The sequence below is a fragment of the Geodermatophilus sp. SYSU D00663 genome (assembly GCF_054050655.1).
Map to the genome: position 1 here is coordinate 1 of NZ_JBJGZT010000014.1, position 26,245 is coordinate 26,245.

A 26,245-nucleotide genomic window follows, 5' to 3' on the forward strand; every position below is an offset into this window, starting at 1 on the left:
GCGCGGGGGTCCCGCGGACCGGCTGCGCGGCCGGTGGCAGGCTTCCCCGTCGTGAGCACGCAGGACGGTGACACGGTGCGGACGACCCCGGGCCCGGGCGGCGAGCTGCCGGCCCCGGGGGGGGGGGGGGGGGGGGGGGGGGCGGGCCGGGGGGGTTTGTTTTTTTTTTTTTGTTGTGGGCGTTAAGCGCGGCCGGGCCGGGCCGCCCGCCGGGGGGGGGGGGGGGCCCCCCCCCCCCCCCCCCCCACCACCGGGCCGGCAGCCGGCCCGAGGGGTAGAACGCCACGAGGACGGTGGCGGGCAGCACCAGGGACGGCAACCACGTCATCGACCCGGCCTGCGCCACCCACCGCGCCCCCGGCCAGGGCGGGTCGGCCACGTCCACCCCGTAGCCGCCGTAGGCGCCCGTGCCGACGCTGACCGCCTGCAGCAGCCCGCACAGCACGAGCAGCCAGCCGATGACGTTGCGCGGCCGCAGGCGCACGAGCAGGGCCCCGGTGGCGGCACTGGCCACGGCGTACAGGGCGCCGATCGCGGTCGGCTCGGGTTCGGGCAGTCGCGGGGCGACCCACGCGGCCAGTGCACCGGCGGCGGCGCAGAGCAGGACCGCCGCGACGGCGACGGTGGTGGGGAGAGCGCGCCCGCGCACGGCGTCAGTGTGGCTCCGGCGGCGTCCCGGGTGGGGCCTCCGGCGTCCCGGCCGGGCCGGGAGGTCCTCCCGGGTCGGCCGGGTCGCGTGCCCCGTCCGGCGGGTCGCCGTGGGCGGCCACGGTCGTCCCGTCCGGCCGCGAGGGCCGGCCCGATGGAGGAGGACCGTCATGACCGCCAGTCCCGCCCGCCCGCCCGTCGCCGCGCGCCGGCCCACGCCGCTCCCCGACGGCTGGACCACCGCCGGCGCCGGTGTGGGCCTGGGCTGCACGCTCGTGGGCCAGTTCGTGGAGACGCCGTGGAGGTCCGGGTCCGACGCGTGGGGGACGGACTTCCACGGCAACGGCGGCTGGGGCGGCCTGGTGCTGCTGGTCGCCTTCGTCGCGGTGGCGGCGCTCGTCGCGGGATTCGTGGCCGTGCGCGCCCGGACCGCCCCGCCTGCACGCACCGCCCGGGTCGCCCTCGTGCTCGCCGCGCTCGGCGCCGTCTCGGTCCTGGTCTTCTGGACCGGGGTGCCGGCCGTCCTCGCCGGAGCCGCCACGGGCCTCGCGCTGGACGCCCGCCGCCGCCTCGGGCGGCTCCCCGCCGCAGCCGCCGCGGGCCTGACCCTGGCCGTCCTGACCGTCGCCGCCGCCGTCTGGCTGGCGTTCACCGGCTGACCCGCACCCGTCCCGGGACCGTCCGCAGCCGCAGGCGGTCCCGGCGGCGCGCGCCGCGCGGGTAGGGGGTGCCCGTGCTGCTCACCGTGGGCCACGGGGCCGACGACCGGACCGCCCTCGCCGCCCGGCTGTCCGGTGCCGGGGTGGAGCTCGTGGTCGACGTCCGCCGCTTCCCCGGCAGCCGCGGCAACCCCGACGTCCGGCGGGAGGCGCTCGAGGAGTGGCTGCCGGCCGCCGGCGTCGGCTACCGGTGGGAGGAGCGGCTCGGCGGACGGCGCCGGCTGCCCCCGGGCGAGCCGGTGGCCGACGGCTGGTGGACCGTCGCCCAGTTCGCCGCCTACGCCGCGCACACCCGGACCGCGGGGTTCGCGGCCGCCCTCGACGGCGTGCTGGCCGAGGCGGCGCACGCCACGGTCGCGGTGATGTGCAGCGAGGGCGTGTGGTGGCGCTGCCACCGGCGGCTGGTCGCCGATGTCGCCGTCCTGGCCCGCGGCGTGCCGGTCACGCACCTGATGCCCGACGGGCGGCTCGCCCCGCACCGCCCGTCCGGGGGTGCCGTCCTCGGCGACGACGGCCTCGTGCACTGGCCGTGACCGCGGCGCGGTGCGGACCGGTCAGCGCGGGGCACCGTGGCGCGCCACCGACCGCGCCAGCGCCCAGGCGGTCAGGGCCAGGAAGACCGCCGCCTGTGCGGCGAGCAGCCCCAGGTCCAGCGCCCAGCGGGAGGTGGTGGGGGTGAACAGCGGGTCCGGCTGGGGGCCGGACAGGGGCTGCAGCTGCACCGTCGCGGCCATCGCCGCGTAGCCGGCGCGGGCCGGCAGCGCCCAGGAGAACTGCTCGAGGCCCGCGCGGTCGGCCAGCGGGAACAGCCCGCCGCACAGCACCAGCTGCCCCATCACCAGCGCGACCAGGGCGGGCATGGTCTGGTCGGTGGACCGGGCCAGCGCGGAGACGGCCAGCGCGGCGATGCACATCGTCACGCCCACCGCGGCCGCCGCGACGGCGACCTCCGCCTGCCCCCAGGGCAGCAGCCGCGGGTCGTCGGGGCCGGGCAGCCCGATCAGCGCCAGCAGTGTGAAGGCCACCGACTGGACCGCGACGGCCCCGCCCACGACGAGGACCTTGCTGGTGAGGTAGGCGGTCGGCGACAGGCCCACGGCGTGCTCGCGGCGGTAGATCGGGCGCTCGGCGACGAACTCCCGGACCGCGAGCGCGGCGCCCATCAGGGCCGCGCCCACCACCAGCACGATGATCCGCTGCTGCGCCTCGGCGGGGTCCCCGTCGGCCGCGCGCAGCGACAGGCCGGCCTCGCCGGGGAAGGCGTGCGCCATGACCGCGAGCACCACCGGCATCCCGACCAGCAGGGCCAGGAACAGCCGGTCGGCGGCCACGACGGCGAGGTTGCGCCGGACCAGGGTGACCAGCTGGCGGACCGGCGCCGGCCGCGGCGGCGCCGGGGCCTCACCGGCCGGCGGCGGGGGCCGCGCCTCCACCGACGTCGCCCCGACGTAGGCCCGGCGGACCGGGGACGCGGCGAACCGGGCGACCCAGGCGGGGTCGTCCAGCGCCCGGAAGACCGCCGCGTGGTCGGGCACCCCGAAGAACGACAGCAGCTGCCCGGGCGGGCCGAAGAAGGCGACCCGGCCGCCGGTGGCGAGCAGCAGGACCAGGTCGCACTGGTCGAGGGCGAGCACGCTGTGGGTGACGACGAGGACCACCCGGCCGCCGTCGGCCAGCGCCCGCAGGCCCTCCATGACCTGCCGGTCCAGCCCCGGGTCCAGGCCGGAGGTGGGCTCGTCGAGGAAGAGCAGCTGCGGCGCGGTGAGCAGCTCGAGGGCGATGGAGGTGCGCTTGCGCTGGCCGCCGGAGAGGGAGTCGATCCGCTGGTCGGCCTGCTCGGACAGCCCGACCTCGGCGAGGACCCGGCGCACCCGCTCGTCGCGCTCGGCGGCGGTGGTGTCGCGGGGCAGCCGCAGGCGGGCGGCGAAGCCGAGCGCCCGCCGGACGGTGAGCTGGCGGTGCAGCACGTCGTCCTGGGGCACGAGCCCGATGAGGTGGCGCAGGTGGCCGTAGCCCTCGTACAGGTCCCGCCCGTCCCAGGTGACCCGGCCCGTGCCGGCGGGGCGCAGGCCGGTGAGGGCGCCGAGGAGGGTGGACTTGCCGGCGCCGGAGGGGCCGATCACCGCCACGAGCTGGCCCGCCCGGACGGTGAGCGAGACGTCGTCGAGCAGGCGCTTGCCGCCGCGGGTGGACACGCCCAGGTGCCGGGCGCTGAGGGTCGCCGCGCGGCGGCCGGGGAGGACGGCCTCCCGGCCGTCCCAGGTGACCATCGTGCCGCCCATGCCGATGGTGTCCCCGGCGGTGAGGACCGCCGTCCCGGCCAGGCGCGTGCCGTTCAGGTAGGTCCCGTTCGAGCTGCCCAGGTCCCGCACGACGGCGGTGCCGGGTGCGCCGAGCTCGATGGCGGCGTGGCGGCGGGACACCATCGGGTCGTCGGCGACGACGACGTCGCAGGCGGGGTCGCGACCGATGACGACCACCCGCTCCGCGGCCGGGCCGGCGTCCGCCCCCGGGCGCTGCCCCCCGGACACGGACCGGACCAGCAGCTCCGGCCCGCCGTGCCCGCCCACCTGCACCCGGTGCTCCCGGCCGGGCTCCAGCGGCACCGCCGGGCCGGGTGGCCCGCCCACCGTGCCGGGCGGCAGGGCCGTCCCGTCGAGGGAGGTGCCGTTGCGGCTGCCGAGGTCCTGCAGCACCCAGCCGCGCGCCTCGTGCCGCACGGCCAGGTGGGCGCGGCTGACCCGCTCGTCCGGCAGGTGCACGTCGCTGCGGGGGTCCCGGCCCACCACCACCGCGCGGGAGCCGTCGAAGGTCCACACGCGGCCGGAGGCGGACAGCTGCACGACCGTGCCGTCCCGCGGCCGGGCCGCGACCGTCCGGGCGCCGGGCCGCCCGGGCGGGGGCGGCTGGTCGAGACGGCGACCGGCCATGACGGAGCCCCTCCTGCCCCCGTGCAGCCGGGGCCGTCGGTGCGGACCGGGACGACGGCACCGTCCCGGTCCGCCCGGCGCCCGTCAACCGCCTCGCGGTCGCCGGGCGCCGGGGACCCGGGCGGCCGGGTCCCCGGCGTGCCCGTCGTCACGCTGCGCCCGCGCTCCGCTCCCCGGCGTCCCGGGCCGGAGGCGGGCGGCTACCCCATGTGCGGGTAGCGGTGGTCGGTCGGCGGGACGAACGTCTCCTTGATCGACCGGGTCGAGGTCCAGCGCTGCAGGTTCTGCGCGGCGCCGGCCTTGTCGTTGGTACCGCTCGCGCGCCCGCCGCCGAAGGGCTGCTGCCCGACGACGGCGCCGGTGGGCTTGTCGTTGACGTAGAAGTTGCCGGCCGCGAAGCGCAGGACCCGCTGCGCGTGCGCGATGGCCGCCCGGTCCTGGGCGATCACCGCGCCGGTGAGCGCGTACGGGGCCACCGACTCGAGCTGCGTGAGCACGGTGTCGTAGTCGGCGTCGTCGTAGACGTGGACGGCGAGGATCGGGCCGAAGTACTCCGTGGTGAAGACCTCGTGCTCGGGGTCGGTGCCCTCGATGACCGTCGGGCGGACGAAGAAGCCCTCGCTGTCGTCGGCCTGCCCGCCGGCGACGATCGACAGCGCGGGGTCGTCGTCGACCCGGTCGATGACGCCGGACAGCTTCGAGAACGACTTCCGGTCGATGACCGCGCCCATGAAGTTCGACAGGTCGGTGACGTCGCCCATCGTCAGGGACTCCGTCGTCGCCACCAGGTCGTCGCGCAGCCGCCGCCAGACCGAGCGCGGCACGTAGGCGCGCGAGGCGGCCGAGCACTTCTGCCCCTGGTACTCGAAGGCGCCGCGGACCAGCGCGGTGCGCAGCACGTCGAGGTCGGCCGAGGGGTGGGCGACGACGAAGTCCTTGCCGCCGGTCTCGCCGACGATCCGCGGGTAACCGCGGTAGCCGGCGATGTTCTCCCCCACCGTGCGCCACAGGTGCTGGAAGACCGGCGTCGAGCCGGTGAAGTGGATGCCGGCGAGGTCGCGGTCGGCGAGCACGACCTCCGACACCGGGATGCCGTCGCCGGGCAGCATGCTGATCACGCCCGGGGGGAGGCCGGCCTCCTCCAGCAGCCGCATGAGGAAGTGCGCGGCGAACTGCTGGGTGGGCGCGGGCTTCCAGACGACGGTGTTGCCCATGAGCGCCGGCGCGGTGGGCAGGTTGCCGGCGATCGCGGTGAAGTTGAACGGCGTCACCGCGTAGACGAAGCCCTCCAGCGGCCGGTGGTCGCTGCGGTTCCACACGCCCGGTGAGGACACCGGCTGCGCGGACACGACCTCGCGCGCGAAGTGCACGTTCCAGCGCCAGAAGTCGATCATCTCGCAGGCGCTGTCGATCTCGGCCTGGTGGGCGGTCTTCGACTGGCCCAGCATCGTGGCGGCGTTGAGCGTCTGCCGCCACGGGCCGGCCAGCAGCTCGGCGGCCTTGAGGAACACCGCGGCGCGGTCGTCCAGCGACAGGTCGCGCCAGGCCGGGGCGGCGGCCTTGGCGGTGGCCACGGCCTCCTCGGCGTCGGCGTGCGTGGCGTGCGCCGAGGTGCCGAGGACCGCGGCGTGCCGGTGCGGCTGGACGACGTCGAAGCGCTCACCGCCGGCCATGCGCTGCTTGTCGCCGATGGTGGCCGTCAGCTCCAGCGGCTCGGCCGCCAGCTCGGCCAGGCGGGTCTCGAGCTCGGCGCGCTCGGACGAGCCGGGCGCGTAGGTGAGCACCGGCTCGTTGCGCGGCGGGGGGACGCGGGTGGTGCCGTCCACGGGGGACCTCCAGGGTGTGTCAGCGGGAGACGAGGGCGCGGAGGAAGAAGCGCAGGTTCGCCGGGCGCTCGGCCAGCCGGCGGACGAAGTAGCCGTACCAGTCGCGGCCGTAGGGCACGTAGGCGCGCACGCGGGTGCCGGAGGCGGCCAGCCGGCGCTGCTCGTCGACCCGGATGCCGTGCAGCATCTGCACCTCCCACGAGTCGGCGGCGCGCCCGTGCTCGCCGGCCAGCCGCTGGGCCAGCGCGATCATCGCCGGGTCGTGGCTGCCGACCATCGGGTAGCCGGGACCGCGCATGAGCACGCCGAGGCAGCGGGCGTAGGCGGCGTCGACGTCGCGGCGGCCCTGGTGGGCGACCGACGGCGGCTCGTCGTAGGCGCCCTTGACCAGCCGCACCCGGGAGCCCGGGGTGGCCAGCGCCTGCACGTCGTCCTCGGTGCGGTGCAACGCGGCCTGCAGCACGGCGCCGGTCTGCGGGTGGTCGCGGCGGAGCTCGGCGAGGACGGCGAGGGTGGCGTCGACGGTCGAGGAGTCCTCCATGTCGAGGGTGACCGTGGTGCCGATCCGCGCCGCGCACTCGACCACCGGCCGGACCAGCTCCAGCGAGAGGTCCTCCCCGCCCGGCAGCGCCTGGCCGAAGGCGGACAGCTTCACCGACACCTCCGCGCGCGGGCCGAGGTCCAGCGGCGCCAGCGCCTCGAGCAGGGCGAGGTAGGCGTCGCGGGAGGCGCGCGCCTCGGCGGGGTCGGTGACGTGCTCGCCGAGGTGGTCGAGGGTCACCTCGATGCCCTCGCCGGTGAGCCGGCCGACGACGGCCAGCGCGTCGGGCAGCGTCTCGCCGGCCACGAACCGCTCGACCACGCGCCGGGTCACCGGGGTGCCCACGAGCGCGCGGCGCAGCGCCGGGCGGCGGGAGGCCCCCAGCAGCAGGGTCTTCGTGGACAGCACCGGCCACCTCCGTCGTCGGTGCGCTCCCGCGGGAGTGCACGCCTGGCCCGAACGCTAGGAGCGCCCGATCGGGTCCACCAGGGACGGACGTACGGACTCCGGACGTCCGGTTTCATACAGTCGTACGGTGCGCGACGACCTGCAGGACGTGGTGGACGAGGTCGCCCGGCTGCTGCGCGCCCCGGCCACGCTCGAGGACGTCGACTTCACGCTGCTGGCCTTCGCCGCGCACCCCCTCGACGGCGGCGACACCGCGATGGACGCCGTCCGCACCCGCTCCATCCTCGGCCGTGGCTCCACCCCCGACACCCGCCGCTGGTTCGAGGACCTCGGCATCGCCACCGCGCAGCGGCCGGTGCGCACCCCCGCCGACCCGGACGCGGGGATCCTCACCCGCCTGCTGCTGCCGGTCCGGCACGGCGGCCGCACCCTCGGCTACCTCTGGCTGCTCGACGGCGGCCGCACCGACCCCGACGACGACGCCGACCCGGCCCTGGCCGCGGCGGTCGCCCTCGCCGCCCGCGCGGGACGGCTGCTGGCCGGCGGGGACGACGACGGCGACCTCGGCGAGGCCCTGGCCGCGTCGCTCACCGGCACCCCGCCGGCGCGCGAGCGGGCGACGCGCACCCTGACCGCCCGGCTCGGCGAGGACACGCCGCTGGCCCTGGTGGCGCTGCGGGGCGCGCTCCCCGAGGGGTGGCGGCTCCCGCCGGCCGCGGCGGTGCCGGGCGAGGACCGCCGCGAGGTCGCCGTCCTCGTCCGGCTGGCCCGCCCCGGCGACCTGCGCCCGGCCGCGACCACCGCGTCCGCGGCCCTCGCCCGGCTGCCCGGCGGCGCGGCCGCGGGGGTGTCCGACCCCACCGCGGGTCCCGCCGGCCTGCCCGCGTGCTGGGCGCAGGCCCGCACCGCGGCCCGGGTCGCGGCCGTGGCGCCGGGGCTCGCGCCGGTGGCCCGCTGGTCGGAGCTCGGCGGCTGGCGGGTCGCCGCGGCGCTGCCCGCGCCGGACCCGGCCGTCGCGCCGCTGCTCGCCGACCCGGTGCTGGCCGCCACGGCCGAGGCCTACCTCGACACGGGCGGCAGCGTGGTCCGGACGTCGGCGGCGCTGTCGATCCACCGGCAGACGCTGTACTACCGGCTGGGCCGGATCACCGCGCTGACCGGCCTGGACCTGGCCGACGGCGACACCCGGCTGCTGGTGCACGCCTCGCTGCGCCGCGCCCGGCTGTCCTGACCGTCCGTCTCCCGGAGCCGCTGCCCGGCGGCGGCGAGCACCCGCGGCACCAGCCGGCGGTGCACGGCCGACAGCGGCGGCCACAGCAGCCGGCCCCACGACCGCTCGTAGGACAGGCACGTCGTCCAGGTGACCCGGCGCCCGGCGGTCTGCACGACCATGGCCGCGCGCAGCGACCGGGAGGCGGTCTCCAGCCGGATCCAGTCCTCGCCGCGCCCGCCGACCCGCCAGCCCCCCACGGTGTCCGGGGAGCGCCGCGGGTCGAGCCGGAAGGCGAGCAGCCCCCGCCAGACGAACCGCTCCGCCGGGCTCGGGACGTCGCCGAACATCGCCCGGGCCCACCGCTCCGGCGTCGCCGTCGCGTCGGTGACCAGGGTGCAGCGGTCGGCGTAGTCGATCCGGGGCAGTGGGCAGGCCTCCCGCGCGGACGCGGTGATCCCGCGGACCACCCCCGTGCCGTCGAGCCGGGCCATGGCGGGTCCCCTCTCGTATACGGTGCCGTACAGACGACGGTAGCGGATGTGTACGGTGGCGTACAGGAGGTGGGCGTGGCGGTCGTGCGGACGCCGCGGGAGCGGTGGGTCGAGCAGGGCCTGCGGGCGCTGGCCGCGGGCGGTCCCGACGCGGTGCGCGTGGAGGCGCTGGCCAAGGACCTCGGCGTCACCAAGGGCGGCTTCTACGGGCACTTCGCCGACCGGGAGGCCCTGCTCGAGGCGATGCTCGACACCTGGGAGCGGGAGAGCACCGACGAGGTGCTCGAGCGCGTCGAGCGGGAGGGCGGCGACCCGCGGACGCGCATCGCGTGGGCCGGCGTCCTCACCTTCTCCAGCGACCGCCTGCTCCCGATCGACCTCGCCGTCCGCGACTGGGCCCGCCGGGACGAGGCGGTCGCCGCGCGCCTGCGCCGGGTCGACGAGCGGCGCATGGGGCTGCTGCGCGAGCTGATCGGCACGTTCTGCGCCGACCCCGACGAGGTGGAGGCGCGCGCCCTGATCGCCTTCTGCCTGGCGATCGGCGAGCACTTCCTCGTCACCGGCCACGGCGGGCGCACCCGGGCGCAGGTCCTCGCCCGCGCCGCCGACCTGCTGCTGGACCGCCCGCCGCGGACCTCCTGACCCGCCGGAGGAGGACTGTTGCGCACTGCACCTTCTCCCCCGCGACGCTGTCCGGGGCGTGACCTACGCTCGAAGGGCTGATGGCTGCGGGAGGAGAGGCGTTGCCTCGAGACGCGGGCGGCGCCGGCGACGTCCTCCGGGACCTGCGCACGGCCACCGCCGTGGAGCACCGACGGGTCGAGGCCACCCTCGACCTGATGGACCCCGCACTGGACCGCGGCCGCCTGGTCACCGTCCTGGCGCGGCTGCACGCCTTCTGGGCCGCGGCCGAGGCCGGGCTGGACGACTGGGCCGCCCGCCACCCCGCCGACGCCGCCGCCCTCGACTGGGAGCGCCGCCGCCGCACCGGTCTCTACGCCGCCGACCTGGCCGGGCTGGGCGGCTCCCCCGACGCCGGCCGGCCCGACCTGCCCGCCGTTCCGGACACCGACGAGGCGCTGGGCCGGCTGTACGTGATGGAGGGCTCGACCCTCGGCGGCACCTTCATCGACCGCCACCTGGCGGGCCTGCCGGGACTGCCCCGGCTGCGCTGCTTCAGCCCCTACGGCGAGGACACCGGCGCGATGTGGGCCGGGTTCCGCCGGGTCACCCGGGCGCACGTCGCGGGCGCCGGGGACGCCGGGCGGGTGGTCGCCGCGGCCCGGCAGACCTTCGCCGTCCTCGCCGACTGGTGCGCCCCGGCGGCGCAGGGGGCCACCGCGTGACCGACGTCGACGCCACCTCCGGGGCGGACACCGCCGGGGCAGACGTCGCGTGGCTGTCACCGGGTGAGCCGGTCGACCTGGACAACTGCGCCCGCGAGCCGATCCACGTCCCGGGCAGCATCCAGCCGCGGGGCGTGCTGCTGGCGGTCAGCGAGCCCGACCTGGTCGTCGTCCAGGCGTCGGAGAACCTCGCCGGGCTGACCGGCGTCGTCTGGTCCGACGCGCTCGGCCGCCCGCTCGCCGACGTCCTCGGGGTCGCGCAGACCGAGGCCGTCGTCCGCTCGGCAAGCGCGTTCGGCGACCTGCGCGAGCGCAACCCGGTGGAGGTCACCCTCGACGTCGACGGCGGCCCCGTGCCGGTGGACGCGATCCTGCACCGGGCGGTGCTGGACGGCGCCCGGGACGAGCACGGGCAGCCCGAGGACGGCGACCCGCCGCTGACCAACCTCGTCGTGGAGCTCGAGCCCGCGCGCGGGCCGCGGCCGTTCTCCTTCCCGAACACCTACCAGGCGGTGCGCGGGACCGTCGCCGAGCTCAACCGGGCCTCCACGCTGCAGGAGCTCTACGACATCACCGCGCGGGCGATCCGCGCCCTCACCGGCTTCGACCGGGTGATGGTCTACCGCTACGACGCCGACCACAACGGCGAGGTCGTGGCCGAGGCGAAGGCCGCGGACCTCAACTCCTTCCTCGGCCTGCACTACCCGGCCTCGGACATCCCGGCGCAGGCCCGGGCGCTGTACGAGAAGAACTGGATCCGGCTGATCAGCGACGTCGACTACGTCCCCAGCCGCATCCAGCCGGCCGCGCACCCGGCCACCGGCCGGCCGCTGGACCTCACCCTGTCGACGCTGCGCAGCGTCTCGCCGATCCACGTCGAGTACCTGCAGAACATGGGGGTGCGCGCCTCCATGTCGATCTCGCTGCTGCAGGACGACCGGCTCTGGGGCCTCATCGCCTGCCACCACTACTCCGGCCCGCACCAGCCGCCCTACGCCACCCGCGCCGCGGCCGAGTTCCTCGGCTCGACGCTGTCGCTGCGGCTGGTCGACCGCACCGCCGAGGACGAGGTGCACCGGGCGCTGCAGGTCCGCTCCACCCTGGCCTGGCTGACCGCGGCCACCCTCGACGAGGACCGCCCGCTGGCCGACACGCTGCTCGGCACCACCAGCCTGCTCGACGTCCTGCCCGCCGACGGCGTCGCGGTCTGCCTCCAGGGCAGCAGCGGCACCAAGGGCGCGGAGCTGCCGGCCGACGTCCTCGAGCGGGTGGTGGCCTGGGCGGCCGCGAGCGGCGAGGACGTGGTGGCCACCGACGCCCTGCAGCGCGAGGCGCCCGGGCTCGGCGTCCCGGTCGAGGTCGCCTGCGGCGTGCTCGTGCTGCCGCTCCCCGAGGGCCAGTACGTGCTGTGGCACCGGCGCGAGGCCGTGCGGCACGTCGACTGGGGCGGCGACCCGCACAACAAGGCGATCGCCGAGCGGGAGGGCGACGACGTCCGGCTCAGCCCGCGCAAGAGCTTCGACCGCTGGCGGGAGACCGTCCGCGAGCGCTCGCACCCGTGGACGCCGCAGGAGCGCGCCGAGGTGCTGCAGCTGCGCAGCCACCTGCTCGAGGCGCTCTACGCCCGCTCGCGCAGCATCGTCCGCGCCGCCGAGACGCTGCAGCGCAGCCTGCTGTCCGAGCCGCCGCAGCCCGACCACCTGCAGATGGCGGTGCGCTACGTGCCGGCCACCCGGGAGGCCCAGGTCGGCGGCGACTGGTACGACGTCTTCGTCCAGCCCGACGGCTCGACGATGCTGGTCATCGGCGACGTCGTCGGCCACGACGTCCAGGCCGCCGCCTGCATGGCCCAGCTGCGGGGGTTGCTGCGCGGCATCGCCTACGACAGCGGGGACAGCCCCGCGGCGGTGCTCGCCCGGCTCGACGCGGCGATCCAGGGCCTGCAGCTCGGCGCCATGGCCACCGTGCTGGTCGGCCGGCTCGAGCAGACCGGCGACGACCGCGCTGCCGGGGTCACCCGCCTGCGGTGGGCCAGCGCCGGCCACCTGCCCCCGCTGGTCGCCGCCCCCGACGGCACCAGCGCGCCGCTGGACGGCGGCCGGCCGGGCCTGCTGCTCGGGGTGCGCCCGGAGGCGGTCCGCGCCGACGCCGAGGTGGTCCTCGCCCGCGGCTCCACGGTGCTGCTGTTCACCGACGGCCTGGTGGAGCGCCGGACCGAGGGCCTCGACGACGGCGTCACGCGACTCGCCCGGGCGCTCGCGGAGCTGCGCGACCGGCCGGTGGAGCAGGTCTGCGACGAGGTGCTGGCGCGGATGGTCCCCGACGGCGCCGAGGACGACGTCGCCCTGGTCGCCGTCCGCCTGTCCCCGGAGGCGTGAGCGGCCCCTCCCGGGATCCGGGAGGGGCCGCGTTCACGGCTGGGGGTCCGAGAAGTCGGCCTCCAGGCCGTCGTCCTGGGCGCCGCCGTCGTCGGGCAGCGGCGCCTCGTCCTCGGCGGCGCGCACCTCGGCCTCGGTGGAGTCGGGCGGGGCGTCGACGCCCCGGGTCAGCTCGGCGAGCAGGCGCTCCTCGTCGGGGCGCAGGTCGCCGCTGCCGAGGTGCTCCCCCGGCTCGCCGGCGTCCGAGCCGGAGGCCATGCCGCTGTCGGGGAGGTCGGGGTCGGTCATCGCGGGAAGTTCGGCTCGAGGCGCGGCACGACCTGCATCTCCGGCACGAACGCCGACGGGTGCAGCAGGAGCAGCGTGCGGACGGTGTCGGCCACCGCCGACGGCGGCATCATCAGGTGCCCGGGGATGCCCCACTGCTCCATCATCGGCGTGTCCATCGCCGCCGGGATGACGCTCATGACCCGCGCCGGGAAGGGCCGCTCGCTGCCGTCCTCCTGCCTCACCGCCTTCTCCCGCAGCTCGCGCTGGATGCAGCGGGTGGCGTTGAGGAAGCCGGCCTTGGAGCCGTTGTAGGCGATCGCGCCGCTGCCCGAGGTGATCGCCGACAGCGACACGACGTGCACGACGTCGGCGGTGCGGCCCTCGGGCAGGTGCTGCACCCGCTTGATGAACTCGCTGGTCAGGAAGATCGGACCCTCGCAGTTGACCGCCATGACCCGGCGGTAGTCGTCGAGGTCGATGTCGGTGATGTAGCCCGGCCGGTCGATGCCGGCTACGTTGACCAGGACGTCGAAGGCGTCGCCGTGCTGCTCGAAGAGCCGGGCCACGACCTCGCGGCGGCTCGCGTCGTCGGTCACGTCCAGCGGGACGACCTCGGCGCTGCCGCCGGCGTCGGTCACCAGCTCGCGGGTGCGCTCGCTGCCGTCGGCGTCGATGTCGGCGACGACGACGTGCGCGCCGGCCTCGGCCAGCGACACGCACGTCGCCCGGCCCAGCCCGCTGGCCCCGCCGGTGACCAGCGCCACGCGGCCCTTCAGCTCCCCTGCCACCCGTTCCTCCGTCCTCCGGCCCGCACCGGTACGCGACCAGCGGACCCGTGATCACGATGCGTCCCCGCCACTCTCGCCGAGGTCCGCGCGGCCCGCAGGTCGGGGCGGTCAGGCCGGGGAGGACCAGACGTCGGCGAGGGTCACCGTCTGCAGCTGCCGGGTCTCGATCAGTTCCAGCAGGCGGTCGAGCACGGTGGTGACGGCCGGCTGGTTGGCGTGGCCGACGATGATCGCCCGGGCGGCGAACCACTGCTCCGCGGCGGCCATCAGCTCCTCGGCGCCGATCGCGCGGGCGTCGTCGAAGGTGCCGTTCCACATCACCGTGGTCGGGTGGCCGAGGTCGGCGGCGATCGCGTCGACGCGCTCGTCGTGCGACCCGAACGGCGGCCGCCAGAACGGGGTGTCGGTGACGCCGAGGGTGCGGCGCATGAACTCCTGGTTGCGCCGCAGCTCCTCGGCCACCTCGGCGTCGGAGACGGTGGTGAGGTCCGGGTGCGACCAGGTGTGGTTGCCGAACGCGACCTCGCCGGACTCGATCAGCGGCCACAGGTCGCGGGCGTTGTCACCCCAGGTGCGGTAGCTGCCGTTGGGGAAGAACGTCAGCCGGGTGCCGGTCTCGCGGACGAGGGTGACCAGCGCCGCGACCACCTCGCCGTTGCTGCCGTCGTCGATGGTCAGGGCCAGCTGGTTGCCCCTGCCGGGGATCTCCTCGACCACGCCGGCCGGTGCCGGGACGGCGACCAGGCCGCCCGGGCCGGTGGGGGTGGCCGCCGCGGCGGGCGGCGGGGCGACGAGGTCCGGTGCCCCCAGGTCCATCTCGGCGGCGCCGCGCCCGACGGCGGCCCCGGCGAGTCCGGTGGCGAGCAGGAGGAGGAAGCCCCGGCGGTCCACGCGGCGGACGCTAGGAGGGCGCCCCCGCGTGTCCGGCGCAGCGACACGAGCGGGCGGGCGCGCCCGCCACCGTCCGTGTCCTGCCGGCTACCGCCTCCCGCGCGTCAACGGCTCCTCGGGACCAGCCCGGCCTGCTCGATCAGGCGCGCCTGCTCGCGGCACCAGGGCGACCACTCGTCGCGCTCGGAGTCCTCCTGGCGGCGGCGGAACGCCGTCCACTCCAGCAGCTCCCACTCCCCCACCTCGCGCGGGTCGGGGTCGGGCGTGCCGGTGAAGCGGCCCAGGTAGACCGGGCAGACCTCGTTCTCGACGACGCCGCGGAACTCGGCGCGGTAGCGGTAGCCGGGCAGCGCCGGGCGCAGGTCGGCGACCCGCAGGCCGAGCTCCTGGCCGGCGCGGCGGGCGATCGCGGCGCCGTCGTCCTCGCCGGGGCCGGGGTGGCCGCAGACGGTGTTGGTCCACATGCCCGGGAAGGTCTGCTTGTCCTCGGCGCGGCGGGTGACCAGCAGCCGCCCGTCGTCGGCGAAGAGGTAGGCGGAGAACGCCCGGTGCAGCGGCGTCTCGCCGTGGTGCACCAGCGGCTTGGGCAGGGTGCCGATCGGCGTCCCGTCGTCGTCGACCAGCACGATCAGCTCCGCCGCGGTCACCGTCACCGCCCCATCCTCCCCGACGCCGGGGGTTCCGGCAGCCGCCGGGCGGGCAGGGGGAGGGCATGGAGCGGTGCCAGAACGACGGCCTCACCTTCGACGTGCACGACGGTGGCCCGTCCGACGGGGAGCCGGTGGTGCTCCTGCACGGCTTCCCGCAGGACGCGAGCGCCTTCGACCGGATGGCGCCGCTGCTGCACGCCGCCGGGCTGCGCACCCTGGCCCTCGACCAGCGCGGCTACAGCCCCGGCGCCCGGCCGCCCGGGCGCTCGGCCTACCGGCTGCGCGCGGTGACCGGCGACGTCCTGGCGCTGCTCGACGCCGCCGGGCTCGAGCGGGCGCACGTCGTCGGGCACGACTGGGGCGGCGCGGTCGCGTGGGCGCTGGGGGCCTGGCACCCGGACAGGGTGCGCACGCTGACCTCCCTGTCGACCCCGCACCCGGCCGCGGTCGGGCGGGCGGTGCTCACCAGCGACCAGGGGCTGCGCTCGTCGTACATGGCCCTCTTCCAGCTCCCCGTCCTGCCCGAGCGGCTGCTGCTCGCCGGTGACGGGCGGGCGCTGCGCGGCGTGCTGGAGAACGGCGGCCTGCCCCCGGACGTCGTCGAGCGCTACGTCTCCCGGATGCGCGAGCCGGGCGCGCTGTCGAGCGCCCTGGCCTGGTACCGGGCCGTGCCCCTCGCCGCCCGCGACACCGTCGGGGAGGTGACCGTGCCGACCCTGCACGTGTGGAGCACCGGCGACACCTTCCTCGGCCGCGCCGCCACCGAGAGGACCCGCGACCACGTGACCGGGCCCTACCGGCTGGAGGTGCTCGAGGACGTGCCGCACTGGATCCCCGAGCTCGCCGCCGAGCGCACCGCCGACATGGTGGCCGCGCACGTCCGCGGCGCCTCCTGACCCGGCCGGGAATCTCCAGCGACCACTACAGGTTCCAGCAGACGGACGGACCACCACCGAGTCGAGAGGAGGACACCACGATGACCCTGCCCGTCCGTTCGTCGTCCCGTCCCCTCAGCTCCCGGGAGTCCTCCCGGGACGTCGCGACCTGGGACCCCTTCCGCGAGCTCGAGGACCTCTACGAGGGGGTGAACCGGCTCTGGACCGAGGGGTTCGGCGGCGCCGTCGACCGCTGGTCCCCGCTCGCCGACGTCGAGGAGACCGAGGACGCCTGGTCGGTCGAGATCGAGCTGCCGGGCGTGACCCGGGACGACGTCGACATCGAGCTCAGCGACCGCAGGGTGACCGTGGCCGGCGAGGTGAGGCAGAGGGAGCGCACCGGCATCCTGCGCCGCACGACCCGCCGCGTCGGCCGGTTCTCCTACTCCGTGACCCTGCCCGGCGACGTCGACGCCGAGCACGTCACCGCCGCGCTGTCCGACGGCGTGCTCACCGTCCGCGTGCCCAAGGCCGAGCAGGCCAGGCCGCGCCGGATCGCCATCACCGGCTGACCTCCGCGCTTCCCCGTCCGGGCGGCACCCCTCCCGCCCGGACGGGGCGGCCGCCGGCGGACGCGGACGCCTCAGCCCGCCGGCGGCTCGGACAGCGGCAGCCGCACCACGAACCGGGTGTTCCCCGGCTCCGAGCGGACCTTGATCACCCCGCCGTGCCGGTTGGTGACGATCCGCCAGGCGACGTCGAGCCCGAGGCCGGTGCCGTGGCCCACCGGTTTGGTGGTGAAGAACGGCTCGAACACCCGGCGCCGCACCGGCTCCGGGATGCCCGGGCCGGTGTCGGCGACCTCGACGACGGCGGAGTCGCCGTCGACGGCGGTGCGCAGGGTGAGCGTGCCCTCCCCCGCCATGGCGTCGAGCGCGTTGTCGACGAGGTTGGTCCACACCTGGTTGAGCTCGGCGGCGTAGGCCGGGACCGGCGGCACCGCGCGGTCGTACTCCTTGACCACGCGGATGCCCGGGCCGGTCTTCGCGCTGAGCATGACCAGCGTCGCGTCCAGTCCGGCGTGCAGGTCGGTGAGCTGGTGCGGCGTGCGGTCGACCTGCGAGTACTGCTTGGCCGCGCCCACCAGGTGGGAGATCCGCGAGGTGCTGTCGAGGATCTCGGCGAGCAGCATCTCGGTCTCGACGGTGTAGCCCAGCCAGCGCAGCGCCGGCTCGAGGAAGTCGGCGTCGACGGCGCCGGCGACCGCTTCCAGGCACTCGGTGTCCAGCCCGGCCGGGACGAACACCGCCGCCAGCTCCCACGGCCGGTCGACGTCGTGGTCCTCGAGCCAGTCGCCGAGCTCGTCCTCCCGGTCCGACCGCTCCAGCGCGCTCAGCTCGACCGCGCTGCCGATGCCCGCGACGAACCGCTCCTGCAGTTCGGTCAGCCGGCGCAGCTGCGAGCCGTCGAAGGTGCCGTCGGCCAGCAGCGCGAGCTTGTGCCGCATGCCCGCGACCCGCTCGCGCAGCGCCGCGGTGGCCCGGGACGCGGCCGCGGCCGGGTTGTTGAGCTCGTGGGTGAGCCCCGCGGTCAGCTTGCCCAGCGCCAGCAGCCGCTCCCGCTGGCCGACCAGCTCCTCGGAGTTGCGCGTGCCCAGGAACAGGCCCTGCAGCAGGTGGACGGCCATCGGGTACCAGCGGCGGAACACCGCGGCGAACTCGGCCGCGGGCAGCGCCAGGAAGGTGCAGTCGGTGACCGCGCGCACCGTCGCCGGGTAGACCTGCGGGACCTGGTCGCCGAGGTAGAACTGCACCGCGCCGCTGTACACGCCCGGCTGGTCGGTGCGCACGGTCTCCACCTCGTCGCGCCCCACGCGCCGGACCATCCGCAGGGTGCCGGTGAGGAGCACGTAGAAGCACTCGGCCGGCTCGCCCTCCGTGGAGACGTCGCTGCCGGCGGGGAACGCGACGACGTCGCCGGTCTCCGACACCCACGCCAGCTGCGCCTCGTCGAGGTCGGCGAACAGGAACAGCTCGCGCAGCCGCGCGGGCTCCAGGCGGGCGGGCGCGGTCACCGCTCCTCCAGGTAGCGGTGCACCAGCGTGACCGCCATGGCGCCCTCGCCGACGGCGGAGGCCACCCGCTTCACCGACTGCGCGCGGACGTCGCCGGCGACGAACACGCCCGGGACGCTGGACTCGAGGAAGAACGGGTCGCGCTGCAGCCGCCAGCCCGGTGGCCGCTCGCCGTCGACGAGCAGCTCCGGGCCGGTGAGCACGAACCCGCGCTCGTCCCGGGCGAGGACGCCGTCGAGCCAGTCGGTGCGCGGCTCGGCGCCGATGAAGACGAACAGGTGCGACGTGGGCACGGTCTCCACCCGGCCGGAGCGGTCGGTGAGCTCGACCTGCTCCAGGTGGTCGTCGCCCAGCACGGCGGTCACGGTGGTGCCGGTCCGGACGACGACGTTCGGGATCGCGGCCAGCTGCTGCACCAGGTAGTGCGACATGGACGTCTCCAGCGAGGAGCCGCGGACCACCAGCGTGACGCAGCTGGCGTGCCGGGAGAAGAACACCGCCGACTGCCCGGCCGAGTTCGCCCCGCCGACGACGTACACGGGCTGGTCGGCGCAGGCCTCGGCCTCGGTCAGCGCCGAGCCGTAGTAGACGCCGCGGCCGGTGAACCCGTCGGCGCCCGCGGCCGGCAGCGTCCGGTAGGCGACGCCGGTGGCCAGCACGACCGCGTGCGCGGCGATGCTGCCGCCGTCGGCGAAGTGCACCACCCGGGCCGAGCCGCGGACCTCGAGCGCGGTCACCTTGCGGGCGGTGAGCACCTCGGTGCCGAACCGGATGGCCTGCCGCCGGGCCCGCTCGGCCAGCTGCCCGCCGGAGACGCCGTCGGGGAAGCCGAGGTAGTTCTCGATCCGGCTGCTCTGCCCGGCCTGCCCGCCGGTGGCCTGCCGCTCGACCAGCACCGTCCGCAGCCCCTCGGAGGCGCCGTAGACGGCGGCGCCGAGCCCGGCCGGACCCCCGCCCACGACGACGAGGTCGTAGAAGTCGGTGCTCGGCTCGACCGTGAGGCCGACCGCGGCGGCGAGCTCCGCCTCGGTCGGCGCCAGCAGGGCCTCCCCGCCCGGCGGCACCACGACCGGGACGTCGTCGGGACCCGCGCCGGCCGCGGCGAGCAGCCGCCGTCCCTCGGGCTCCTCGACGCTGTACCAGCGGTACGGGACGGCGTTGCGGGCCAGGAAGTCGCGGGCGGCGAACGACGGCGCCGACCAGTGGTGGCCGACCAGCTTGACGTCCTCGACGGCGGTGTCCGGGCTGGCCTCCCAGGAGGCGACCATGGCGTCGACGACCGGGTAGAGCTTCTCCTCCGGCGGCTCCCACGGCTTGAGCAGGTAGTGGTCGACGTCGACGAGGTTGATCGCCTGGATGGCGGCGTCGGTGTCGGCGTACGCGGTGAGCAGCGCGCGGCGCGCGCGGGGGAACAGGTCCATCGCCTGCTCGAGGAACTCGATGCCGTTCATCCCGGGCATCCGGTAGTCGGCGAGCACCGCCGCCACCCGGTCCCCGCGCAGCTTGAGCTCCCGCAGCGCCCCGAGCGCCTCCTCGCCGGAGGAGGCGCGGACCACCCGGAACCGCTCGCCGTAGTGGCGGCGCAGGTCGCGCGCGACCGCCCGGGACACCCCGGGGTCGTCGTCGACGGTGAGCAGGACGGGCCGGGCCCGCCCGGCGGCCTCGGGGGCCTGGGTCACTGGTCCTCCAGGGGTTCGGGGCCGCGGGGACCGCCCCCGCGGGCCGGGCGGGAGCCCACGGGCTCGCGCGGGTGCAGCTGCGGGCCCTCGACGTTGCAGTGCGCGTACTCCTCGACCGGCAGCCGCCCGCCGGGTCCGGGCTCCGCCGTGCGCAGCGGCCGGCGGATCCCGGCGAGGGCGACGAGCGCGCCCGCGACCAGCAGCGCGGCGCAGACGAGCACCGCCGTCCGGAAGCCGGACCCGAAGGCGGCGGGGTCGGTGTAGTCGTCCCCGCCGATGCCCGCCACGACCGGGACGACGGCCACCGCGAGCAGGCTGGCGGCCCGCGCGACGGCGTTGTTGACCCCGGACGCGACGCCGGCGTAGCGGTCGTCGGCGGAGTCGAGGACGGTCGCGGTGAGGGGGGCGACCAGCAGGGTCAGCCCGGCGCCGAACGCGACGGTGGCCGGCAGGACGTCGAGCGGGTAGGAGGCGTCCTCGCCGATCCGCAGCATCAGCAGCAGGCCCGCGGCCGACAGCAGCGGCCCGGAGGTCATCAGCGGCCGCGGCCCGATCCGCTGGGCGAGGGCGCCGACCCGCGAGGAGAACAGCAGCATGAGCACGGTGACCGGCAGCAGCGCGGTCCCGGCCAGCAGGGGGCTGTAGCCGGACACGACCTGCAGCTGCAGCACCAGCAGCACGAAGACGACCCCGAGCGGGGCGTAGACCAGCAGCGTCACCACGTTGGCGGAGGTGAACTGGACGCTGCGGAAGAGCACGGGCGGCACCAGCGGGTGGCGGGAGCGGCGCTGCACGGCGACGAAGGCGGCCAGCGCGACCACCGCGGCGACCCCCCAGGCCCAGACCGCCGGCCCGGGGGCGGGTCCGCCGGCGGCGGTGAGGGCGTAGGTGAGCCCGCCGAGGCCGACGACCACCAGGACGGTCCCGGTCCAGTCCAGGCCCGGTGCGGCGGCGGGGTCGCGGGTCTCGGGCACGTGCCGGGCCGCGACGACCACGATCACCGCGGCCACCGGCAGGTTGACCAGGAAGACCGCCCGCCAGCTCCACTCGACCAGCCAGCCGCCGACGAAGGGCCCGACCGCGCCGGCCACCCCGCCCAGCCCCGACCAGGCGCCCACCGCCGCGGCCCGGTCCTCCCCGGCGAAGGACGCCGAGATGATCGCCAGGCTGCCCGGGGTCAGCAGCGCTCCCCCGACCCCCTGCAGCGCGCGGGCGACGACGAGCGTCCCGGTGTCCGGCGCCAGCCCGCACAGCAGCGACGCGGCGGCGAACCAGACGACGCCGACGACGAACACGCGCCGCCGGCCGAACCGGTCGCTCAGCGAGCCGCCGAGCAGGATCAGCGAGGCGAGGGTGAGGGTGTAGGCGTTCACCGTCCACTGCAGCCCGGTGAACCCGGCGCCGAGGTCGGCCCCGATGCGCTCGAGGGCCACGTTGACCACCGTGCTGTCCAGCAGCGCCAGGCTGGAGCCCAGGACGGTGGTCAGCAGCACCCACCGCCCCTGCGGGGTGCCCATCCGCAGGCCCTCCGCCGGGGTCGGCCGCACCCGGGACGTCACCTGAGCGCCACCTCGATCCCCCACCGGTGCCGGGCAGCGGGAGTGCGCTGCTCCGAGGCCCGGCGACGTCGGCGGATGCCTGTGGCCGCGAGCCTCGCCCCGCCGGTCGCGGGCTGTCAATCACCCCGGGCGGCGGGCCCGGGCGCATGGACGCCGCCCGTCCGGGGCACCCCGTGCCCCCACCCCCGACCCCAGGGAGCCACCATGTCGCCCGCCACCACGCCCCGCCGCCGCAGCTGGCGCCTGGCCGCCGTCGGCCTCGCCCTCGCCGCGTCCCCGTGGACCGTCGCCGCCTGCGGTTCCGACGTCGTGGACGACGACGTGCAGCAGAACGTCGAGGAGGGCGTCGACGAGGCCGAGCAGGAGGTCGAGGACGCCACCGACGGCGAGGACTCCGACGGCTGACACCACCGGATGCAGAGACCTCTTTGCAAAGAGGTCTCTGCATCCCTAGTCTGGCGGCGTGTCCGACACCGCCCCCGAGGAGACCGTCGACGTCACCGACCCGCGGACGCTGCGGGCGCTGGCGCACCCGATCCGCACCGGGCTGCTCGCCCTGCTGCGGTCGGAGGGGCCGTCCACGGCCTCCCGGCTGGGCCAGCGCCTGGGCGAGAGCAGCGGGACGACCAGCTACCACCTGCGCCAGCTCGCGGACCTCGGCTTCGTCGAGGAGGTGGCCGGCCAGGGCACCGCGCGGGAGCGCTGGTGGCGCGCCCGGCACCGCAGCACCCGCTGGCGCACCGAGGACCTGGTCACCCAGCCCGGCGGCCGCGAGGTCGTCGAGGAGCTGACCCACCAGTCGCTGGGCCGGCAGCGCCGGATGCTCGCCGCGCACGCCGAGCAGCGGGAGGCCCTCGAGCCCGTCTGGCGCGACGCCGTCTCGCTCAACGACTGGGCGCTGCACCTGTCGCCGGAGGCCACCGCGGCGCTGGCCGAGGAGCTCAACGGCGTGCTCGCCCGCTGGCGGGCCGAGCGCGAGGAGCCCGGTCAGCCGCTGGTGCACGTCCTGCTGGACCTGTTCCCGCTCACCGAGGACCCGGCGTGAGCGCGCCGCTGACCGTGCGCTCCGCCGGCCGCCGCTTCGTCGGGCTGACCGCGCTGCGCTGGCTGCCGATCGGGCTCGCCGCGCCGGTGTCCGTGCTGCTGGCCGCCTCCCGCGGGCTGTCGCCGGCCGACGTCGGCGTCGTCGTCGCCGTCTACTCGCTGGTCACCCTCCTGCTGGAGCTGCCCACCGGCGGGCTGGCCGACGCGATCGGCACCCGGCAGGTGCTCGTGCTGTCCGGGCTGATGACCGCCGCCGGGCTGGTCACCTCCGCCCTCGCGCACTCCGTCGCGGCGTTCGCGGTGGCGTGGGCGCTCAAGGGCGTCGGCCGGGCGCTGGACTCCGGGCCGCTGGAGGCCTGGTACGTCGACGCCGTCCGCGCCGCCGACCCGTCCGCGGACGTGACCCCGGGCCTGTCCCGCGCGGGCGCCGCCGACGGGGCCGGCCTGTGCCTGGGCGCGGTGCTCGGCGGGCTGCTGCCCCTGGTGGCCGACGGCTCGGGCGACGCGGTGCTCGTGCTGCCGGTGCTGGCCGCCACGGGGGTCGCCCTGCTGTCGGTGGCCGCCGTCGCGGCGCTCGTCGTCCCGGTGGGTCCCGCGCGGCACGCGGGGGTGGCCGCCCTGCGCGCCGGCGTCCGGGAGGTGCCCGCGGTCGTCCGCGACACCGCGCGGCTGGTCGTCCGCGACCGGGTGCTGCGCCGGCTGCTGGCGATCTCGCTGCTGGTCGGCTGCACGCTGAGCACGCTCGAGCTGGTGGGGCCGCTGCACGTCGCCGCGCTCACCGGCGACGACGCCGAGGGCGCCGCGGTGTTCGGCGTGGTGATGGCGGTGTCGTACGCGGCGGCCGGGGTCGGGGCGCTGCTCGCGCCGCTCGCCCGCCGGGCGGCGCGCGGGTCGGCGGGCGCGGCGACGGCCGGGCTGGCCCTGCTCGGCGCGCTCGCCGTCGCGGTCGTGCCCCTCGGCGGGCCGCCGGCGCTGGGCGAGCTGTTCACCGTCTTCTACGTGGGCAACGCCGCGGCGTGGCCGCTGTGGAAGGACGCGCTGCACGCGCGGGTGGCCGCCGGGCAGCGGGCGACCGCGCTGTCGGCGTCGTCGCTGACGCTGCAGGTCGGCGGCCTGCTCGCCAGCCTGCTGGTGCTGCGGCTGGCCGACGCCCTGGGCACCGCGACCGGGTTCTGGGTGGCCGCGGGGGCACTGCTCGTCGTCGCGGCGGTGTCACTGGGTCTGCGCTCCGGCGCGGCGGCCGCCTCGGGGCCGGCCACCCCGGTTGCCTCGCGGCAGCGCGGGTAGCGGCGGGGCATGGCTGATCTCCCCCGCGACCACCTGAAGGGCCTCCGGGTCGCCGTCACCGGCGCGAGCGGCAACGTCGGGACGGCACTGCTGCGGCGGCTGACCGCCCCGGGCAGCGGGGTGGCCGAGGTCCGCGGTCTGGCCCGCCGGCAGCCGCCGGACACCGCACCCTACGACTCCGTCACCTGGTACACCGCCGACCTCGGCGAGACCTCCAGCGAGCAGGCGCTGACCAACCTGCTCGAGGACGTCGACGCCGTCGTCCACCTGGCCTGGGTGCTGCAGCCGGGCCGCAAGCCGGACGCGCTGCACGAGGCGAACGTCAACGGCACCCGCCGGGTGGTGCGCGCCGCGGTGGCGGCGGGGGTCAGGCACGTCGTGCACATGTCCTCGCTCGGCGCCTACGCCGCCGGGGCCGGGGACCGGCCGGTGACCGAGGACTGGCCGGTCACCGGCATCCCGAGCTCGCAGTACAGCCGGCAGAAGTCCGAGGCCGAGCGGGTGGTGCGCGAGGTGGTCGGGCGGAGGAGGGACGTCACGCTGACCGTCGTCCGCCCGACCCTGGTCCTGCAGCCGGAGGCGGCCAGCGAGATCGGCCGCTACTTCCTCGGGCCGCTGCTGCTCGGCGCCGCCCGGCTGGTGCCCGGGCAGGTGGCCTCGCTGCTGCCGCTGCCCCTGCCGTCGCTGCGGGTCGGCTTCATCCACGCCGACGACGTCGCCGACGCCATCACCCGCATGCTCGACCGGCGCGCCCCCGGCCCGTTCAACCTCTCCGCCGACCCGGCTCTCGACGCCGACGGGATCGCCCGCGCGCTCGGCACCACCCGGATCCCGGTGCCGGCGACGGTGCTGCGCGCCGGGCTGAGCGCGGCCTTCCACGCGCGCCTGGTGCCCACCGAGCCGGGCTGGCTGGACCTCGCCCTGAAGTCGCCGGTGCTCGAGACCGCCCGCGCCCGCACCCAGCTGGACTGGCAGCCGGCCTACCGCGGCGACGACTCCCTGCGTCAGTTCGTGGCCGCCCTCGGCCGCGGCGAAGGTGGCCCCGGCCCGCTGCTGGCCGCGACCGGCGGCAAGGAGCACGACCCGGGCGGCGACCCGTCCAACGTGCCGGACCACCGCCCGGGCTGAACAGGCCCGTGGCCAGGCACTTCACCATCCACAGACTTGCTCCCCTGCCCGTTCGAACCCATGATCGAACACGTGGCGGGGTCGCCGGTACGTGAACTGGGTGCCAGCCCTGCCGGCCTGAGGTGACACGGCCCTACGGGGCGGTCTCCGTGTGCCGGTCGAGGTCCGAACACGATGCGGTGTGCACGCGCACCACTGAAGCGCTGCGCGCACCGCCGCGGTGCAGTCAGGTGCCATCCGGCCGCCGAGCACGTCCGCGACGACGAACGGGGCGCCCCACAGCAGCAGGGACACGCTCCACCACGCGCGCGGCGGCACGGGTGTCCGTCGCCGCAGGAACGTGGTCGCCGGCACTGCCGTCAGGGCGAACAGCGCCCACAGCGCGGCGGTGGCGAAGACCGCCGAGAACAGGCCATCGTCGACGAGGGTGGGGGCAGGCGTCACCCAGCCGGTCGTCATCGTGGCCGCGGAGCCCGTGACGACGGTGAAGACCAGCGGCAGCCGACACGCCATGCCCAGGCCCAGGCCCAGGCCCAGGCCCAGGCCGAGCAGGACACACACCAGCCAGCTGGTGGCGGTCGGCCACGGCCTCGGGCTGACCGCGGCGAGTGTGACGCCGTCGGGAGGGCTCACCGACGCGTCGCTGCGATCAGCGCGGGTCACAACGGCGCGATCCGCTGCTCACCACGGCTGCTCGGCCAAGACGGCGTCGCCGTACCCGACGAGCACATATGGGTGCCAGGCGCTCTCGGCCGACCACGCCGTCTGCCAGTCCGCGCCCTCGGTGTCCCTGTAGTAACCCGCCGGCGAGCTCGGCCGGGCCGGGTCGACCGGTGTGGCCGCCGGCTGGAACGACAGGGTGATCGAGTCATCGTTGCCCTGGGCGCTGTAGAGCCGGACACCGGTCACCTGAGTCACCGGCAGGCCGTACTCGCGCAGGTGGTCCACCTCCACCCCGACACCGGGTTGGTTGATGCTCAGGAACCAGTCAGCGCTGCCCCATCCTGCGGCGTCCATCCGTTCCTCGAAGGCGAGCATCCCCTCGAGGCTGCCGCCGAGCGCGACGTCGACGCCGGTGGAAAGCGGGAAGCCGGTGGACAGCGACATCTGGCAGGTGGAGCGGTGGTCGTCGGTGTACTTCCAGGTGTCCTCACCGGCTGAGCACCAGGTATCCACGCGGGTACCCAACACCTCGCCGGCGCCGAGCTGGTCGGCGGCTGCGGCCATGCCCTCGGTCATCGAGGAGATGACGCGCTCGCGGTCGGCGGCGAGCGGATCCTCGGTCGGGTCGAGCAGGTCCGGGTCGCCGCAGCCGGTGCCACCGGCCAGGAGTGCAGCCGTCAGCACCCCGATCCGTACGTGCCTGCGCTGGTTCGGGCGCCGGGCGCTCCGCCGAGCCCCGGTCGCGCGGAGCACCGCGCTGCCACCCACCGATCGGCTCATCGCCCTCCGCCCCTCCGGACCAGGCTGCAGGATGCCGCACCGGCACACCGCCGCCAC

General features: G+C 76.5%; 25 protein-coding genes. 12 read left to right on the plus strand and 13 right to left on the minus strand.

Translation table 11 applies throughout. The annotated features are described in order from the left end of the window. Positions 1-818: 818 nt before the first annotated feature. Together ACI79Z_RS12460 and ACI79Z_RS12465 are read left to right on the plus strand one after the other, a co-directional pair. Positions 819-1,307 carry a hypothetical protein gene (locus tag ACI79Z_RS12460; RefSeq protein ID WP_456902805.1) on the plus strand — a complete coding sequence of 163 codons (489 nt, stop codon included), beginning with the start codon at positions 819-821 and terminating at the stop codon, positions 1,305-1,307. A gap of 74 nt (positions 1,308-1,381) precedes the next feature. Further along, on the plus strand, positions 1,382-1,900 hold the full coding sequence (locus tag ACI79Z_RS12465) for a DUF488 domain-containing protein (RefSeq protein WP_387985663.1): 519 nt from the start codon (positions 1,382-1,384) through the stop codon (positions 1,898-1,900). Positions 1,901-1,921: 21 nt separating this feature from the next. Here ACI79Z_RS12465 and ACI79Z_RS12470 read toward each other — a convergent pair whose 3' ends face one another. The 3 genes from ACI79Z_RS12470 to ACI79Z_RS12480 all read right to left on the minus strand — a co-directional run bounded on the left by ACI79Z_RS12470 (position 1,922) and on the right by ACI79Z_RS12480 (position 7,072). Continuing rightward, complete coding sequence (locus ACI79Z_RS12470) at positions 1,922-4,297, minus strand: ATP-binding cassette domain-containing protein (protein ID WP_456902806.1); 2,376 nt, start codon at positions 4,295-4,297, stop codon at positions 1,922-1,924. 200 nt (positions 4,298-4,497) lie between these two features. Then, positions 4,498-6,123, minus strand: a complete 1,626-nt coding sequence (gene pruA, locus ACI79Z_RS12475; RefSeq protein ID WP_456902807.1) for an L-glutamate gamma-semialdehyde dehydrogenase — start codon at positions 6,121-6,123, stop codon at positions 4,498-4,500. Between the two features lie 19 nt (positions 6,124-6,142). Then, a complete protein-coding gene (locus ACI79Z_RS12480; protein WP_456902808.1) occupies positions 6,143-7,072 on the minus strand; it encodes a proline dehydrogenase family protein in 930 nt (309 codons plus the stop codon). 127 nt (positions 7,073-7,199) lie between these two features. Here ACI79Z_RS12480 and ACI79Z_RS12485 point away from each other — a divergent pair, with 127 nt between their 5' ends. Beyond that, on the plus strand, positions 7,200-8,303 hold the full coding sequence (locus tag ACI79Z_RS12485) for a PucR family transcriptional regulator (RefSeq protein ID WP_456902809.1): 1,104 nt from the start codon (positions 7,200-7,202) through the stop codon (positions 8,301-8,303). Here ACI79Z_RS12485 and ACI79Z_RS12490 read toward each other — a convergent pair. After that, positions 8,201-8,776, minus strand: a complete 576-nt coding sequence (locus ACI79Z_RS12490; protein WP_456902810.1) for a hypothetical protein — start codon at positions 8,774-8,776, stop codon at positions 8,201-8,203. The genes ACI79Z_RS12485 and ACI79Z_RS12490 overlap by 103 nt on opposite strands. Before the next feature lie 75 nt (positions 8,777-8,851). Between ACI79Z_RS12490 and ACI79Z_RS12495 the strand changes: the two genes are divergently transcribed. The 3 genes from ACI79Z_RS12495 (at position 8,852) to ACI79Z_RS12505 (ending at position 12,500) form a co-directional block, all read left to right on the plus strand. Then, positions 8,852-9,418: a TetR/AcrR family transcriptional regulator gene (locus tag ACI79Z_RS12495; protein ID WP_456902811.1), complete on the plus strand. Its 567-nt coding sequence runs from the start codon at positions 8,852-8,854 to the stop codon at positions 9,416-9,418. A 101-nt stretch (positions 9,419-9,519) separates the two neighbouring features. Next, entirely contained in the window at positions 9,520-10,122 is a 603-nt protein-coding gene (locus ACI79Z_RS12500; RefSeq protein ID WP_456902812.1) for a biliverdin-producing heme oxygenase, read from the plus strand. After that, positions 10,119-12,500, plus strand: a complete 2,382-nt coding sequence (locus ACI79Z_RS12505) for a SpoIIE family protein phosphatase (protein WP_456902813.1) — start codon at positions 10,119-10,121, stop codon at positions 12,498-12,500. The genes ACI79Z_RS12500 and ACI79Z_RS12505 overlap by 4 nt, the downstream gene beginning before the upstream one ends. 33 nt (positions 12,501-12,533) lie before the next feature. On the opposite strand, the gene ACI79Z_RS12510 is transcribed toward ACI79Z_RS12505, so the two are convergent. The 4 genes from ACI79Z_RS12510 to idi all read right to left on the minus strand — a co-directional run bounded on the left by ACI79Z_RS12510 (position 12,534) and on the right by idi (position 15,102). Continuing rightward, a complete protein-coding gene (locus tag ACI79Z_RS12510; RefSeq protein WP_387985684.1) occupies positions 12,534-12,788 on the minus strand; it encodes a hypothetical protein in 255 nt (84 codons plus the stop codon). Continuing rightward, positions 12,785-13,558, minus strand: a complete 774-nt coding sequence (locus ACI79Z_RS12515; protein ID WP_456902814.1) for an SDR family NAD(P)-dependent oxidoreductase — start codon at positions 13,556-13,558, stop codon at positions 12,785-12,787. Before ACI79Z_RS12515 ends, ACI79Z_RS12510 begins: the two co-directional genes overlap by 4 nt. 108 nt (positions 13,559-13,666) lie before the next feature. Continuing rightward, a complete protein-coding gene (locus ACI79Z_RS12520; RefSeq protein WP_456902815.1) occupies positions 13,667-14,449 on the minus strand; it encodes a polysaccharide deacetylase family protein in 783 nt (260 codons plus the stop codon). 104 nt (positions 14,450-14,553) lie between these two features. Then, the gene (gene idi / locus ACI79Z_RS12525; protein ID WP_387985690.1) at positions 14,554-15,102 is read right to left on the minus strand and encodes an isopentenyl-diphosphate Delta-isomerase; all 549 of its coding nucleotides are present in this window, start codon (positions 15,100-15,102) and stop codon (positions 14,554-14,556) included. A 59-nt stretch (positions 15,103-15,161) separates the two neighbouring features. On the opposite strand from idi, the gene ACI79Z_RS12530 reads away from it, so the two are divergent. Together ACI79Z_RS12530 and ACI79Z_RS12535 are read left to right on the plus strand one after the other, a co-directional pair. Further along, entirely contained in the window at positions 15,162-15,995 is an 834-nt protein-coding gene (locus ACI79Z_RS12530) for an alpha/beta fold hydrolase (protein WP_387985692.1), read from the plus strand. Between the two features lie 80 nt (positions 15,996-16,075). Continuing rightward, entirely contained in the window at positions 16,076-16,546 is a 471-nt protein-coding gene (locus tag ACI79Z_RS12535; protein ID WP_456902816.1) for an Hsp20/alpha crystallin family protein, read from the plus strand. A gap of 71 nt (positions 16,547-16,617) precedes the next feature. Here the strand turns inward: ACI79Z_RS12535 and ACI79Z_RS12540 are convergent, their stop codons facing one another. The 3 genes from ACI79Z_RS12540 to ACI79Z_RS12550 are packed head-to-tail and all read right to left on the minus strand — an operon-like array spanning position 16,618 to position 21,274. Next, positions 16,618-18,048: an ATP-binding protein gene (locus ACI79Z_RS12540; RefSeq protein WP_387985698.1), complete on the minus strand. Its 1,431-nt coding sequence runs from the start codon at positions 18,046-18,048 to the stop codon at positions 16,618-16,620. Further along, the gene (locus tag ACI79Z_RS12545; protein ID WP_387985700.1) at positions 18,045-19,727 is read right to left on the minus strand and encodes an FAD-dependent oxidoreductase; all 1,683 of its coding nucleotides are present in this window, start codon (positions 19,725-19,727) and stop codon (positions 18,045-18,047) included. Before ACI79Z_RS12545 ends, ACI79Z_RS12540 begins: the two co-directional genes overlap by 4 nt. Then, the gene (locus ACI79Z_RS12550) at positions 19,724-21,274 is read right to left on the minus strand and encodes an MFS transporter (RefSeq protein ID WP_387985701.1); all 1,551 of its coding nucleotides are present in this window, start codon (positions 21,272-21,274) and stop codon (positions 19,724-19,726) included. The genes ACI79Z_RS12545 and ACI79Z_RS12550 overlap by 4 nt, the downstream gene beginning before the upstream one ends. Positions 21,275-21,490: 216 nt before the next feature. Between ACI79Z_RS12550 and ACI79Z_RS12555 the strand changes: the two genes are divergently transcribed. From ACI79Z_RS12555 to ACI79Z_RS12570, 4 genes are read left to right on the plus strand one after another with little or no spacing between them, the layout of a single operon-like run. Continuing rightward, complete coding sequence (locus tag ACI79Z_RS12555; RefSeq protein WP_387985704.1) at positions 21,491-21,691, plus strand: hypothetical protein; 201 nt, start codon at positions 21,491-21,493, stop codon at positions 21,689-21,691. A 58-nt stretch (positions 21,692-21,749) separates the two neighbouring features. Further along, entirely contained in the window at positions 21,750-22,331 is a 582-nt protein-coding gene (locus ACI79Z_RS12560) for a helix-turn-helix domain-containing protein (protein ID WP_387985707.1), read from the plus strand. Further along, positions 22,328-23,617 (plus strand): MFS transporter, encoded by a 1,290-nt coding sequence (locus tag ACI79Z_RS12565; protein ID WP_456902817.1) that lies wholly within the window; start codon positions 22,328-22,330, stop codon positions 23,615-23,617. The genes ACI79Z_RS12560 and ACI79Z_RS12565 overlap by 4 nt, the downstream gene beginning before the upstream one ends. A gap of 9 nt (positions 23,618-23,626) precedes the next feature. Further along, a complete protein-coding gene (locus tag ACI79Z_RS12570; RefSeq protein WP_387985712.1) occupies positions 23,627-24,745 on the plus strand; it encodes an NAD-dependent epimerase/dehydratase family protein in 1,119 nt (372 codons plus the stop codon). Between the two features lie 21 nt (positions 24,746-24,766). Here ACI79Z_RS12570 and ACI79Z_RS12575 read toward each other — a convergent pair whose 3' ends face one another. Further along, on the minus strand, positions 24,767-25,378 hold the full coding sequence (locus tag ACI79Z_RS12575) for a hypothetical protein (protein ID WP_456902818.1): 612 nt from the start codon (positions 25,376-25,378) through the stop codon (positions 24,767-24,769). Between the two features lie 48 nt (positions 25,379-25,426). Further along, positions 25,427-26,092 (minus strand): hypothetical protein, encoded by a 666-nt coding sequence (locus tag ACI79Z_RS12580; protein ID WP_456902819.1) that lies wholly within the window; start codon positions 26,090-26,092, stop codon positions 25,427-25,429. Positions 26,093-26,245 lie beyond the last annotated feature (153 nt).